The sequence below is a fragment of the Streptomyces sp. NBC_01520 genome, from assembly GCF_045040375.1.
Taxonomy (GTDB): domain Bacteria; phylum Actinomycetota; class Actinomycetes; order Streptomycetales; family Streptomycetaceae; genus Streptomyces.
In genome coordinates this window covers 5606711-5620376 of the sequence record NZ_CP109404.1, presented here as the reverse complement: position 1 = coordinate 5620376, position 13666 = coordinate 5606711, and the positions used below count along the sequence as shown (strand labels likewise).

At 71.0% G+C, this 13666-nt stretch carries 10 protein-coding genes; 3 read left to right on the top strand and 7 right to left on the bottom strand.

Translation table 11 applies throughout. From position 1 onward, the window contains the following. Nucleotides 1-16: 16 nt before the first annotated feature. The 7 genes from OG524_RS25710 to OG524_RS25680 form a co-directional block, all read right to left on the bottom strand. Nucleotides 17-232 carry an EF-hand domain-containing protein gene (locus OG524_RS25710; protein WP_405388514.1) on the bottom strand — a complete coding sequence of 72 codons (216 nt, stop codon included), beginning with the start codon at nucleotides 230-232 and terminating at the stop codon, nucleotides 17-19. A gap of 81 nt (nucleotides 233-313) precedes the next feature. Beyond that, complete coding sequence (locus OG524_RS25705) at nucleotides 314-1507, bottom strand: hypothetical protein (protein ID WP_405388515.1); 1194 nt, start codon at nucleotides 1505-1507, stop codon at nucleotides 314-316. Next, nucleotides 1507-2298 carry a polysaccharide deacetylase family protein gene (locus OG524_RS25700; protein WP_405811739.1) on the bottom strand — a complete coding sequence of 264 codons (792 nt, stop codon included), beginning with the start codon at nucleotides 2296-2298 and terminating at the stop codon, nucleotides 1507-1509. The genes OG524_RS25705 and OG524_RS25700 overlap by 1 nt, the downstream gene beginning before the upstream one ends. A gap of 468 nt (nucleotides 2299-2766) precedes the next feature. Next, the gene (locus OG524_RS25695; RefSeq protein WP_384499700.1) at nucleotides 2767-3282 is read right to left on the bottom strand and encodes an ATP-binding protein; all 516 of its coding nucleotides are present in this window, start codon (nucleotides 3280-3282) and stop codon (nucleotides 2767-2769) included. A gap of 250 nt (nucleotides 3283-3532) precedes the next feature. Beyond that, nucleotides 3533-4300 (bottom strand): enoyl-CoA hydratase/isomerase family protein, encoded by a 768-nt coding sequence (locus OG524_RS25690; protein WP_405388517.1) that lies wholly within the window; start codon nucleotides 4298-4300, stop codon nucleotides 3533-3535. Nucleotides 4301-4392: 92 nt separating this feature from the next. Beyond that, nucleotides 4393-5646, bottom strand: coding sequence for an Ig-like domain-containing protein (locus OG524_RS25685; RefSeq protein WP_405388518.1), 1254 nt, complete (start codon nucleotides 5644-5646; stop codon nucleotides 4393-4395). A gap of 238 nt (nucleotides 5647-5884) precedes the next feature. Beyond that, nucleotides 5885-7108 carry an Ig-like domain-containing protein gene (locus tag OG524_RS25680; RefSeq protein WP_405388519.1) on the bottom strand — a complete coding sequence of 408 codons (1224 nt, stop codon included), beginning with the start codon at nucleotides 7106-7108 and terminating at the stop codon, nucleotides 5885-5887. A gap of 155 nt (nucleotides 7109-7263) precedes the next feature. On the opposite strand from OG524_RS25680, the gene glgX reads away from it, so the two are divergent. The 3 genes from glgX (at nucleotide 7264) to OG524_RS25665 (ending at nucleotide 13268) form a co-directional block, all read left to right on the top strand. Next, entirely contained in the window at nucleotides 7264-9498 is a 2235-nt protein-coding gene (glgX, locus tag OG524_RS25675) for a glycogen debranching protein GlgX (protein WP_405388520.1), read from the top strand. 102 nt (nucleotides 9499-9600) lie between these two features. Continuing rightward, nucleotides 9601-11403, top strand: coding sequence for an ABC transporter ATP-binding protein (locus OG524_RS25670; RefSeq protein ID WP_405388521.1), 1803 nt, complete (start codon nucleotides 9601-9603; stop codon nucleotides 11401-11403). After that, nucleotides 11400-13268 (top strand): ABC transporter ATP-binding protein, encoded by a 1869-nt coding sequence (locus tag OG524_RS25665; RefSeq protein WP_405811738.1) that lies wholly within the window; start codon nucleotides 11400-11402, stop codon nucleotides 13266-13268. The genes OG524_RS25670 and OG524_RS25665 overlap by 4 nt, the downstream gene beginning before the upstream one ends. Nucleotides 13269-13666 lie beyond the last annotated feature (398 nt).

The window sequence follows — 13666 nt, the reverse complement described above, 5'->3', positions numbered from 1 at the left end:
GCCGCGCCGGTGCGGTTCAGGCCTTGTTCTGCGAGGCCCAGAACTCGTCGAACGTGAGCTCGCCGTCACCGTTGCCGTCGTGGGTGTTGATGATCGCCTGAGCGACCGTCTCGGTGACGAACGGGTCGCCGAGCTGCGCCATCGCGCTCTTGTACTCGGACGCCGTTATCCGGCCGTCGCCGTTCTGGTCGAAGTGCTCGAATGCCTTGCGTGCCGACTCGATGTCCGCCACTGTTCCGCCCCTTCGTAAAGCGTTGCTGACGGGGGTCAGATTATCGGGCACGGCCGGCGGCGGATCCTGCGGGCGTCCGGGTCAGCGGAAGACGCCGGTGTGGCCGAGCGAGTAGCGGCCGGGCTGCGGGTAGACGGCCAGTCCGTGCGGCCCGCTGCCGACCGGGATCCTGGCCAGCTGCTTCCCGCTGGCCGTGTCGATCGCGTACACCTCGGCGTCGTAACGCCCGGACAGCCAGAGCACCTTGCCGTCCGCCGAGACACCGCCCATGTCGGGGCTGCCGCCGTCGGGCAGGTGCCACTTCTTGGTCAGCTTGTCCTTCGCGAAGTCGAACACGGAGACGGACCCCTCGTTCCGGTTGGAGATGTACATCTCCTTGGAGTCCCGGCTGACGTAAAGCCCGTGGCAGCCCTTGCCGGTGGGCAGCAGCTTCGGGGTGGTGAACGCCTTGCCGTCGAGCACCCACATGCCGTGCGCCATCATGTCGGCGATGTAGAAGGTGCTGCCGTCCGGGGAGAGCTTCACGTCCTGCGGCATCGCGCCCTGCATCGGGAGCTTCTGCTGTCCGACGACCTTCATCTTCTCGGTGTCGACCTTGAGGAGTTCGCCGGAGAACTCGCAGGAGACGATGAAGTACCGCCCGTCGGCCGAGAAGTCCGCGTGGTTGACGCCCGCGCAGTCGACGGGCACGGTCTTGACCCGGTCCATGGTCCTCGGGTCGCGGAAGGCGAGCTCGCGGTCCATCGAGGCCATGACGACGGCGTACCTGCCGTTCGGGGTGAAGTAGAGGTTGTACGGGTCGGAGACCTCGACGGTCCGGCCGGTCTTCCCGGTGGCCGGGTCGATGGCTGTGAGGCTGTCGCCGAGGTCGTTGTTGACCCAGAGCGTCTTCAGGTCCCAGGAGGGCACGACGTGCTGGGGCTGGTGTCCGACGGGGATGGTCTCGACGACCTCGTACGTCGCGGGGTCGATCACCGACACGGTGTTGGAGTTGGTGTTGGGGACGTACACCCGGGACGGGAAGTCCCTGACGGCCGGTGACAGCTTTCCCGCGCGGTCGGCGGCGTAGACGTCCTCGGCGTCGAGGACGGGCGGCATCCCGGGCAGTCCGGGCGGGGTCGCGGCCCGCCCCGGTTCGGCGGCGGGCGCGGCGGCGTCGGTGCGGGAGGGCGCGGGCCGTGCGTGGTCGGCGGGCGACCCGCAGGCGGCGAGCGCGGCGACCAGTACGCCCCCGAGCAGGGCCGTGACGGTGGTGGTGCGTGTGGAGGGAGACATCAGGTCAGCAGCTCCGTGGTCGTCACCGCGCGCAGTTGGCGTCGGCTGATTTCGGTGAGGAGGAGGGGCAGCGCGGCGACGGAGTCCCGGTAGCCGAAGTGCAGGCTCACCACGGATCCGTTGCGGAGCTCGCCGGCGACCTTGCGGGTGACGGCGGCGACGCCGGGCGAGGTGAAGTCCAGGGAGTCCACGTCGTAGGACAGGACGTGCGGGTAGCCGGCCCGGCGGGCGAGGTCCTGCACGAGCGGGGTGGCGTACCGGGTACGGGAGGGGCGGAACCAGGTGCCGATGGAGCCGGTGAGGCGCCGCAGCCGCTGGGCGCAGCCGGTGATCTCGGCGTACGCCCGCGCCTCGTCCATCGCGTTGATGTCGAGGTGGTTCTGGGTGTGGTTGCCGAGGTCGTGGCCGCCGTCGAGGATCCTGCGGGCCATGCCGGGGTGTTCGTCGAGCCAGCTGCCGACGGCCAGGACGGTGAGGCGGGCTCCGGCCCGTTCGGCTTCGGCGAGGACGGTACGGGCGAGGGCGGGGTCGCCCTGGCCGTGGAAGGTGAGGGCCACGCGGGGCCGGTCGCGGGGGCCGTGCTCGATCTGGACCGGCCGCCCGGGAAGGCGCCGGGGGACGGGGGCGGGGCGGGGGGCGGCATGGGCCTGCGGCGTGTTCCGGGACTTCTGCGGGGTGTGGCCGGCCTCGCCTGCCTCGGCGCAGCCCGCGGTGGCGGCGCCCGCGAGGAGTGCCCCGGCGGCGGCTCGCAGGGTGCTGCGGCGGGGCACCGGTGTCCTGCGACCGTTCATGGGCCGTCCACCTCGCGGGTCGGTTCGGGGTGCTGAATTCCCCGAGACGCGAGACACAGTAGGGCGGAACGGACAGAACAAAGAGGGAATGCGGTGCGTGACACTTTCGCGGGTGGTCGATGAATCACCCCGCAGACCTCATAGGCATGCAAAGAATGCCAGGCGAGTGAGCCATCACACCTGCGATTCCGAAGCGGAATCTAAATATCTATGCCCTATTGCCCGATTTGCGGCTTTGACGTCGAGGTCGCCCGTCTGCCATAGTCGATGACACGACCTCCTCCGACCCGAGCCAGGTCCCACAAGCGGCCGTGGACACACCCCCCATTCCGCGGCCCCCCACAGAAGCCCCCGAAGCGCCGCACCCCGGCCGACCGGGGGCTTCTGTGCGCCGCCGCCTGTCAGGCCGGGGCCGTCGGTCAGGTGCGGGGGGCGTCAGGTGCGGGTCCCGCCGGGCGAGAGATCCGCTCAGCGGTCCGAGGTGCGCATTTCGAACCAGGTGGTCTTCCCGCGCGGTAAGAGGTCCACGCCCCACCGGTCGGACAGTTTGTCGACGAGGAAGAGCCCCCGCCCGCTGACGTCCATCTCCCGGACCGGCATCAGACACGGCAGCCCGCGCGAGGGGTCGCGCACCTCGATCCGGATCCAGCCGCGGCGGCGAAGCATCCGCAGCCCGAAGACCCGCGCACCGGTGTGCCGCACCGCGTTGCCCACGAGTTCGGAGACCAGGAGCACGCCGTACTCGGCGGTCTGCGGGGGCAGCGCCCACTGACGCAGCATCACGCAGGAGGTGATCCGCCGGGCGGTGGCCGCGGACTCCGGACGCGAGGGCAACCGGACTTCGGCCTCCGTCGGATTTCCGAACAACTCCAGTGCTTTGAACGCCTGTTCGTCCTCAACGGCCGACGTCCAGCGCGCCGCGGTCGCACCGGTACGCGGTCGCGGCTGTTCCACACCCTCAAGGCCCGCCATGCCCACCATCATGGCCGCACGGAACGCTCCCCGTGACCGTTCCTGCCGAATCCCTCCCCCGGAACCAGTCATTCCGTGCCGGTCGTCCGGCATATGCCAGCGGCAGAATGTCACCCTCCGCAGCCACTCCCGTCTGCGGCGACGCCCGGCAGCCGGGTAATTGCACGGGCGAGGGAGCACCGGACCTTAAGGTTCTCTTAAGGTCCGGCTGATCCGCCCACACGGATGAACGCGCGTCGGCCCGGACCCAACTGGCCTTCGGTCAGAGGAATTCGGCCTTGCCCGGGCCCTCCTCCACGAAGCTGCGCATGCCGCGCTCCCGGTCCTCCGTGGCGAACAGGCCTGCGAACCAGTTCCGCTCGATCGTGAGCCCCGTGTCGATGTCCGTCTCCAGTCCCGCGTCCACGGACTCCTTCGCGGCCCGCAGCGCCAGCGCGGGCCCCCGGGCCAGCCGGGCGGCCCAGGCGCGCGCCTGCTCGTACACCTCGGCGGCGGGCACCACACGGTCCACCAGACCGATCGCGAGGGCCTCCTCGGCCTTCACGTGACGGCCCGTGAAGATCAGGTCCTTGGCCTTGGACGGGCCGACCAGCCGGGCCAGGCGCTGGGTGCCGCCGGCGCCCGGGATCAGCCCGAGCAGGATCTCCGGCTGGCCGAACTTCGCGTTGTCGGCGGCGATCCGGAAGTCGGCGCAGAGCGCCAGTTCGCAGCCGCCGCCCAGGGCGTAGCCGGTGACGGCGGCGACCACGGGCTTGGGGATGCGCGCCACGGCGGTGAACGAGTCCTGCAGTGCCTTGGAACGCACGACCATCGCGGTGTGGTCCATCGCCTGCATCTCCTTGATGTCCGCGCCCGCCGCGAACACCTTCTCGCCGCCGTAGAGGATCACGGCCCGCACGTCGTCGCGCCGGGTCGCCTCCTCGGCGAGCTCGCGCAGCCGGTCCTGGGTGGCCACGTCCAGGGCGTTCATCGGCGGGCGGTCCAGCCGGATCGTGCCGACGTTGTCGCTTACTTCGAGGGTTACGGTCATGGAAGGCAGGTTAACCACGACTAACGCCGACGGGCCCGGTGCCGTTGGTCACAGCACCGGGCCCGTCCCATGCGCAGGGGCGGCGGAAGGACCTACGCGGTCCACTCCGACCAGTCCATGTTCCAGCCGTTGAGGCCGTTGTCCGGCTGGATCACCTTGTCCTTGGAGTTCTTCACGACGACCACGTCACCGATCAGCGAGTTGTCGAAGAACCAGGCGGCCGGGGTCTTGCCGTCCCAGGCGCCGCGTACGTCGCGCAGACCGACACAGCCGTGACTGGTGTTGGTCGAGCCGAAGATGCTCGACGCGCCCCAGTAGTTGCCGTGGAGGAAGGTGCCCGACGTGGACAGCCGCAGCGCGTGGGGCACGTCCTTGATGTCGTACTCACCGCCGAAGCCGACGGTGTCACCGTTCATCCGGGTCACCTTGAGCTTCTCGCTGATGACCATCTGCCCGTTGTACGTGGGCGTCGACGGGGCGCCCGCGGAGATCGGGACGTCCTTGATCTGCTCGCCGTCACGGACCACCTTCATCCGGTGGGAGCTCGCGTCGACGGTGGAGACCTGGCTGCGGCCGATGGTGAACTTCACCGTCTTGGCCTGCTCGCCGTAGACCCCGGGCCGCCCCTCGACACCGTCGAGGTCCAGGCGCAGCGTCACCTTGGTGCCCGCGGCCCAGTACTCCTCGGGGCGGAAGTCGAGGCGGTCGTTGCCGAACCAGTGGGGCTCGATCGGTACGTCGGGAACCGCCGTCACCTTGACGGCCCTCTCGACGGCCTCCGGGTCGGTGATGCCCCGGGTGAAGTGGATCGACACCGGCATGCCGACGCCGACGGTCGAGCCGTCCTCCGGCGTGTACTGCCCGATGAAGGTGTTCTGCGGGACCAGTGTCGTGAAGGTGGTGTCCTTCGCGGACTGGCGGCCCTTGTCGTCCTTGGCGACCGCGTGCACCGTGTACTTGGTCGCGGCGGCCAGGTGCCGGTCGGGCACCCAGCTCAGCCCGTCGGCGGCGATCCTGCCGTCGACCTCGTTGCCCTTGGGATCGGCGACCTTGACCGTGCTCAGCTTGCCCTGGGCGGCCGAGACCTTCAGTGCCCCGCTCGTCGCCACGTCATCGGCGCCGTCCTTCGGTGCGACGGTCACCACCGCCTGCGAGGCACTGGTGTCGTCGACCTGCGCGCCCGCTCCCTTGCCGTCCTTCGTCCCGCCGGCGTTGCCGTTGCCACCGCATGCCGTCACCAGCAACAGCAGCGCACCCAGTACCAGTGCGAGAAGTCCGGGGGCTCCGCGCCCGCGCCGTCCTCTGCCCGCCCCGGCCGATGCCCCCGATATCGGCTGCCCGTTCAATGTGGTCGTCTCCCCTCGCACGGCCTGGCCCCGCCATGGCCCGCACCCCCGCGCGCTGTACATGCACGCTCGGCGCAAGATAATCACACCGCGCGTGGGGAGAACTCCCCCGGAATGTCACCGTTCCGTCCCAAGTCGTCCCGCACCGCCGCCCGGGGGCCCGGAGGCCTTTCCCCGGGACCCCCGCAGGTCGGGCCGGGGGTCGGGCGCGATGCCCGAACTCCCCCTGGGCCACGGCCTATCGGCGCAGCGCGGAGCCCGCCTTCCACTGGGGCCACCCGAGGTTCCAGCCCCCGAGGCCGTTGTCCGGCGCGACGGTCCTGTCCGGGGAGTTGACCACCTCGACCACGTCGCCCACGAGCGTCCGCTCGAAGAACCAGCCGGCCGGAGTGTCCGAACTGCCGCCCTTCACGTCACGCAGACCGATGCAGCCGTGGCTGGTGTTGTCGGAGCCGAAGATGTCGGGCGACTCCCAGTAGTTGCCGTGGAGGAAGGTGCCGGACTTGGTCAGCCGGATGGCGTGCGGGACGTCCTTGATGTCGTACTCGCCGCCGAAGCCGACCGTGCGGCCGTCCATCCGCGTGACCTCGTGCAGTTCGGAGACCACCATCTTCCCGTTGTACGTGGTGGTCTTCGCGGCGCCCGCCGTGATCGGCACCGTGCTGACGAGCTCACCGTCACTGCGTACCTCCATGGTGTGCGCCCGGGCGTCCACCACGGACGTCTGGGAACGGCCCACCCGGAAGGTGACCTTCTTGCGCTGGCTCCCGTACACCCCGGGCGAGCCCTCGACATCGCGCAGTCCCACGTCGACGGTGACCTCGGTGCCCGGCTCCCAGTACGTGGCGGGGCGGAAGTCGAGGCGTTCCCTGCCGAACCAGTGGCCGGCCACCTCGACCGCGGGCTCCGTGGTGATCCTGATGGCCTTCTCCACCGCCGCACGGTTCTTGACGGGCCGGTTGAAGTCGAAGGAGACGATCATGCCGGTGCCCACGGTGGAGCGGTTCTCCGGCTTGAAGTAGCCGATGAAGCGGTCCTCGGGGACCAGGGTGGTGAAGCTCGTGTTCCGGGCCGAGCGGCGGCCGTCCCCGTCGACGGCGACCGCCTCGACGCTGTACTTCCCGGCGAGCCCCAGCCGCCGTGCGCCCTTCTCCGGGGCCCACGAACGGCCGTCCTCGGCGATCCGGCCCGGCACCTCCTCGTGGTCCGCGTCCTCCATCCGTGTCACCTTCACCCGTTCGAGCCGTCCGTCGGGGACGGTGACCTCGATCCGGCTGTCGGCACCGACGTTCTCGGCCCCGTCCCTGGGGACGATCCTGATGGCGTCCCCGGGCGAACGGTTGTCCCCGAGGAACGGCGTCGACCCGGTGCAGCCCGTCAGTACGGCCAGCACGGTGAACAGTCCTGCCCATGTCAGCACGGCGGCCGAACCCGCCCGTGCTCTCTTCGCTACGTGGTTCACGCTCCCCCAACGACAGGGGCCGCCCGGGGGAAACGTGAGTGCGGGGCCCGCCGTGGGCAGAACAGAGGGGAGGACCACACCAGGAAGGCCGCGGCCGGGACGCCGTGCGCCCTCCTCCCGGGTGGCCGGTCCGACGAGCCGCGGGAGGCTGAGAGGTGTCGAGCACAGCCGAGCAGGAGGAAGCACCGCGTACGACGGGCCGGGGGGCGGCGACCCGGCCGGACCGGAAGGACCGACCGGACGAACCACCCGTATGGCCGGGTACTCCCATGCCGCTGGGAGCACGCTTCCGGGTCGGCCCGGACGGTGTCGCGGGCACCAACTTCGCACTCTGGGCCGGCGGGGCGGAGGCCGTCGAGCTCTGTCTCTTCGATGCGCAGGGCCGTGAGACACGGCTGCCCCTGACCGAACTCACCCATGAGATCTGGCACGGCTTCGTCCCCGGTGTCCGCCCCGGGCAGCGGTACGGCTACCGGGTGCACGGCCGCTGGGACCCCTGGACGGGCGCCCGCTGGAACGCGGCGAAGCTGCTCCTGGACCCGTACGCCCGCGCGGTGGACGGTTCGTTCACCCTGCCGCCCGAGGTGTACGGCCATGTGAGGGACTGGCCGCAGCAGCACGTCGCCGACACCGTGCGCGACGACCGGGACTCGGCGCCGCACGTACCCAAGGGCGTCGTCGTCCATGACGACGACGACTGGGTGGAGGACCGCAGGCCGAAGACCCCGTGGGCGGACTCGGTCATCTACGAACTGCACGTACGCGGCTTCACCGAGCTCCACCCGGACATCCCGCCGGAGCTGCGGGGCACCTACGCCGGTCTCGCCCACCCCGCCGCGATCGGCCACCTCCGGCGGCTGGGCGTGACAGCCGTGGAGCTGCTCCCCGTCCATCAGTTCGCCCATGAGGACCACCTGCTGCGGCGCGGTCTGCACAACTACTGGGGCTACAACTCGATCGGCTACTTCGCCCCGCACGCCGGTTACGCGGCGAGCGGCACGACGGGCGGACAGGTGGGCGAGTTCAAGAAGATGGTGCGCGCCCTGCACGACGCCGGGATCGAGGTGATCCTCGACGTGGTCTACAACCACACCGCGGAGGCGGGCGAGCTCGGCCCGATGCTGTCCCTGCGCGGCATCGACAACCGCGGCTACTACCGCCTCCAGGCGGACGCCCGCCGCTACGCGGACTACACCGGCTGCGGCAACACCCTGCACGTGGTGCAGCCGCAGGTCCTGCGGCTGATCACGGACTCGCTGCGCTACTGGGTGACGGAGATGGGCGTCGACGGCTTCCGCTTCGACCTGGCGGCGGCGCTGGCCCGCTCCATGCACGACGTCGACATGCTGTCCCCGTTCCTCGCGGTGATCGCCCAGGACCCGGTGCTGCGCCGGGTCAAGCTGATCGCCGAGCCGTGGGACGTCGGCAACGGCGGCTACCAGGTGGGCGCCTTCCCGCCGCTGTGGACGGAGTGGAACGACCGCTACCGGGACGCCGTACGGGACTTCTGGCGCGGCGCGCTGCCCGACGTACGGGACATCGGCTACCGGCTCACCGGATCGAGCGACCTGTACGCCTGGGGCGGCAGGCGGCCGTACGCCTCGGTCAACTTCGTCACCGCGCACGACGGCTTCACCCTGCGCGACCTGGTCAGCTACGAGCACAAGCACAACGAGGCCAACGGCGAGGGCAACCGCGACGGCACGAACGACAACCGCGCCTGGAACTGCGGCGCCGAGGGCGAGAGCGACGACCCGGACGTCAACGCGCTGCGCCGCCGCCAGCTGCGCAACCTGCTCACCACCCTGCTGCTGTCCACGGGCGTGCCGATGCTGGTGGCGGGGGACGAGATGGGCCGTACACAGGGCGGCAACAACAACGCCTACTGCCAGGACAACGAGGTCGGCTGGCTGGACTGGTCACTCCTCGATCGGCCCGAATGGCGACAGCTCACCGAGCTGACCTCCCGGGTGCTGGCCCTGCGCCACAGCCACCCGGTGCTGCGCCGCCGGGCGTTCTTCTCCGGGACGCCGCAGGCCCCGGACGGGCTGCGGGACCTGGCGTGGTTCACCCCGCAGGGCGCGGAGATGACGGAGGGCGACTGGTACGCGCCGGCCGCGACGCTCGGCCTGTACCTCTCCGGGCGCGACATCCCTGGCCGGGACGCCCGGGGCGGGCAGATCACCGACGACAGCTTCCTGGCGGTCCTGCACGCCGGGCACCTGCCCTGCGACTTCCATCTGCCGGGCCCGCCCTGGGCCGCGTCGTACGAACTGGTCCTGGACACCTCGCTGGAGGACCAGTCCACGGCCCCGGGCACGGTCCACCGGGGCGGCACGACGCTGACGGTGCCGGGGAGGTCGGTGCTGCTGCTGCGGGTGGCGGGGTGAGGGGCGGGACCGGCGGGCAGCCACGTCCGCCTCCCGGGCCCGTGGCACGTGACCGGAAAACCAGATGAGCGATGTCAGTGGTGAACCATAGGCTCGCTCCTGATGCCCGAAAAACCTGCAGAGCCCACGGACCGGTCCGCCGTGCGCTCCCTCATGCGTCTGTGGCCCTATGTCCGACCTGTGCGGACGCGCTGGTTCAGCGCCGCCTTCGTGGCGGTCCTGGCGTCCTGTCTCGGCCTGGTGATCCCCCTCGTCCTGAAGTGGATGGTGGACGGTCCCGTCGCCGACCGGGATCCGGGCGGGGTGTGGCTGGGCGCGCTGTACCTGCTGCTGCTGGGCATCGTGGAGGCCGGGCTGTTCGGGCTCCGGCGGTGGCTCGTGGCACGGCCGCTGGCAGGGGTGGAGGCGGCGATGCGCGCCGATCTCTACCGGCATCTGCAACGGCTCCCGGTGGCCTTCCACGACCGCTGGCCCTCGGGGCAGCTGCTGTCGCGCGGGACCACCGATCTGATGCTGATGCGGATGTTCCTGGCCTTCCCGCTGACGTTCCTGCTGGTCAACGGTACGACGATCCTGGTCGGTTTCGTCATCCTGTTCGCGCAGGACTGGTCGCTCGGGCTGGTGCTCCTGGCCCCCGCGGTGCCCCTGATGGTCCTGTGCTCGCTCTTCGAGACGAAGTACTCGGTGGTGGCGCGCACGGCGCAGGACCAGGTCGGCGATCTGACGACGGTCGTCGAGGAGAGCGTGCTGGGCATCCGCATCGTCAAGGGTTTCGGCCGGCACCGCAGCCAGGCGCAGGCCTTCCGCGCGCTCGCCCAGCGGCTGCGGGGTACGGAGCTGGGCAAGGCCCGGCTCCTCGCCGGGATCTGGGCCCTCATCACGGCCGTCCCCGAGCTGGCGATCGGTGCCGCGCTGGTGCTCGGCACGATCCAGGTCGCGGACGGCGGCCTGTCGGCGGGCACGCTCGTCGCGTTCCTGTCGACGGCCCTCGCGCTGCGCTGGCCGGTCGAGTCGATCGGCTTCCTGCTGGCGATGAGCCAGGAGTCGGCGACGGCCGCCGACCGGTACTTCGAAGTCATGGACGTGCCGGAGGAGCCCGCCTCGGACGCCCCTTCGGGGGCGGCCGGAAAGGAACCGGGCATCGTCTTCGACGGCGTCGAGTTCCGCTACCCGGACGCCGCGCCCGGCTCCGAGCCGGTGCTCGCCCGGATCGATCTCCGGATCCGTCCCGGCGAGACGATGGCACTGGTGGGAGCCACAGGTTCCGGGAAGACGACGCTCACGGCGCTCGTCCCCCGGCTGCACGAGGTCACCGGGGGCCGGATCCTGCTGGACGGCGAGGACATCGCGGCCATGGAACGGCCCCGGCTGCGCGAGCTGGTGTCGGTGGCCTTCGAGGAGCCGACGCTCTTCTCGGCGACCGTCGGGGAGAACGTCCTGATGGGTGCGGAGGACGCGGACGAGGAGCAGTTGCGCCGGGCCCTGTCCGTGGCGCAGGCCGACTTCGTGCACGATCTGCCCGAGGGCGTCGGGACCCAGGTCGGCGAGCAGGGCCTGAGCCTCTCCGGCGGCCAGCGCCAGCGTCTCGCGCTGGCGCGTGCCGTCGTCGGCGAGCCCCGTTTCCTGGTGCTGGACGACCCGCTCTCCGCTCTGGACGTGCACACGGAGGCCCTGGTGGAGGCGGCGTTGCGGCGGGTGCTGGAGAGGACGACGGCCGTGGTCGTGGCGCACCGGCCGTCGACGGTGATGCTGGCCGACCGGGTGGCGCTGCTGTCCGGTGGCCGGATCAGCGCGGTGGGCACCCATCAGGAGCTGCTGCGCACCAATGCCGAGTACGCCTGGCTGATGTCCGGGGCCGAGGACGGCGCCCGGGTGCTTACTGCCGAGGAGGGCAGCTCCCGATGACCACTACCACCACCGACGGCCCCGCCCTCGCCGACGAGGAACCGAGGGGGAAGGGGCCCCGACAGCCGGGCCCCGGGGATCTGTTCGACCAGGACGACCTGCCCGCCCCGCGCGGTGCGACCTGGGCGCTGCTCCTCTCCCTGCTCGGCCCGCTGCGGGCCCGGGTGGTCGTGGCGTCCCTCGTGCTGCTGGTCCAGCAGGCCGCCGTGCAGGCGGGACCGCTGCTGGTCGCGTACGCCATCGACAGCGGTGTGCCCGCGTTCCGGGACCATGACTACGGGCCGCTGGCCGCCGTGGGGACCGGGTACGCGGTGTGCGCGGTCGGTGCGGGGCTGCTGCAGTACGTGTTCATCCGGGCGGCGGCGCGGATCAACCAGGACGTGCTGCTCGATCTGCGCGGCCGGATCTTCCGTCATGCGCAGGCGCTCAGCGTGGACTTCCACGAGCGCTACACCTCGGGCCGGCTGATCTCCCGCTCCACGACGGACGTGGAGTCGCTGCGCGAGCTGCTGAGCGAGGGGCTGCAGGAGCTCATCGGGGTGGTCCTGTCCTTCGTGTCGATCTCCCTCATGCTGCTGTGGCTGGACCTCGGCATCGGTGCGATCGCGGTGGCCTCCTTCGTGCCGCTGTTTCTGCTGGTGCGGCTGTACCGGCGCCGGGCGTCCGAGGCCTACTCGGCCCGTTCCTCGGCCATCGCCGCAGTCATCGTGAAGTTCGCGGAGACGATGAACGGGATCCGTCCCGTGCAGGCCTTCCGCCGGGAGCGGGCCAACGACGCGGACTTCGCGGTGCTCAACCGCCGTCACGAGCGGCGGAACGGCGACGCGCTGCTGGAGATGGCCCGCTATGTCGTCGGATCCCGGCTGGTCGCCAACACGGCGGTGGCGGCGATGGTGCTGTGGGGCGCGTACCGGGTGGCCTCGGGGACACTGGCGCTCGGTGTGCTGGCCGCCGCGGTGCTGTATCTGCGCCGGCTGTACGACCCGATCGACCGGCTCGCGATGTTCCTCAACTCCTACCAGTCGGCCGCCGCCTCGCTGGAGAAGATCGCGGGCCTCCTCGCTCAGACGCCCGCCGTCCCGGAGCCCGTGGCGCCGAAGAAGCTGCCGGCCCTGGCCGGTGACCACCCGGGCCGCGAGGTGACGTTCGACGGGGTGCGGTTCGCGTACCGGACGGGCGGCGAGGTCCTGCCGCGTTTCGATCTGACGATCCCGGCGGGCCGGACCGTGGCCGTGGTCGGCTCGACGGGTGCGGGAAAGTCGACGCTGGCCAAGCTGCTGGCGCGGTTCTACGACCCGACCGAGGGCCGGGTCCTGCTGGACGGCACCGACCTGCGCGATCTGGCGACCGCCGAGCTGCGACGGGGTGTGGTGATGGTGACCCAGGAGGCGTTCCTGTTCTCCGGGACGATCTCCGAGAACATCGCGATCGGCCGACCGGACGCGACGCCCGAGGAGATCGAGCAGGCGGCGAAGGCCATCGGGGCGCACGACTTCATCAGCGCCCTGCCCGACGGGTACGCCACGGACGTACGCAAGCGGGGCGGCAGGATCTCCGCGGGACAGCGCCAACTGGTCGCGTTCGCCCGTGCGTTGCTCGCGGATCCTGCGGTGCTGATCCTGGACGAGGCGACGAGCTCGCTCGACGTGCCCGGCGAGCGGGCGGTGCAACGGGCCATGGACACCGTGCTGCACGGCCGTACGGCGGTGGTGATCGCGCACCGGCTGTCGACGGTGGAGATCGCGGACCGGGTGCTCGTGATGGAGCACGGCAGGATCGTGGAGGACGGCACCCCGGCCGAACTCATCGGCGGGACCGGCCGGTTCGCCGGGCTGCACCGCGCGTGGCGGGAGAGCCTGGCCTGAGGGTCGTGGCGGCACGAGGAGGGCTCCCCGCTGCGGGGAGCCCTCCCGGTCATGGTCTGCGGCGCGGTCGGACGGCCCCACCTGAGCCGCCGTTCGCGCCTCCTTCCGCTCTCCGCCCCGTCGACCGGCTCCACACCACCTGACCCGGAGACGGGCCCGGCGCAACGAAGACAAGGCCCGGCGCACCGGCGGCGGGCGGCCACGCCCGGTACGGGACGGCGCAGAACTGGCCACAGTTCCGCGCCGTCTCAGCCCGTGGTCATCATCCGTTTCCCGATCCGTCGTTCGAACATCCCAAATTCGAACGAAATCTCAACCCACCCTGCGAATTCTGGCAACGAGCCGCCCTGGAACCCTCCCTACCGCACAGGGCCGACACGCGGCGAAACGTCCGCTTA

What these genes read in the sequence shown, in the direction of transcription:
- OG524_RS25705 (WP_405388515.1), bottom strand. Translation starts at nt 1,507, where the DNA reads ATGTCTCCCTCCACACGCACCACCACCGTCACGGCCCTGCTCGGGGGC.
- OG524_RS25700 (WP_405811739.1), bottom strand. Translation starts at nt 2,298, where the DNA reads ATGAACGGTCGCAGGACACCGGTGCCCCGCCGCAGCACCCTGCGAGCC.
- OG524_RS25695 (WP_384499700.1), bottom strand. Translation starts at nt 3,282, where the DNA reads ATGATGGTGGGCATGGCGGGCCTTGAGGGTGTGGAACAGCCGCGACCG.
- OG524_RS25690 (WP_405388517.1), bottom strand. Translation starts at nt 4,300, where the DNA reads ATGACCGTAACCCTCGAAGTAAGCGACAACGTCGGCACGATCCGGCTG.
- OG524_RS25670 (WP_405388521.1), top strand. Translation starts at nt 9,601, where the DNA reads ATGCCCGAAAAACCTGCAGAGCCCACGGACCGGTCCGCCGTGCGCTCC.
- OG524_RS25665 (WP_405811738.1), top strand. Translation starts at nt 11,400, where the DNA reads ATGACCACTACCACCACCGACGGCCCCGCCCTCGCCGACGAGGAACCG.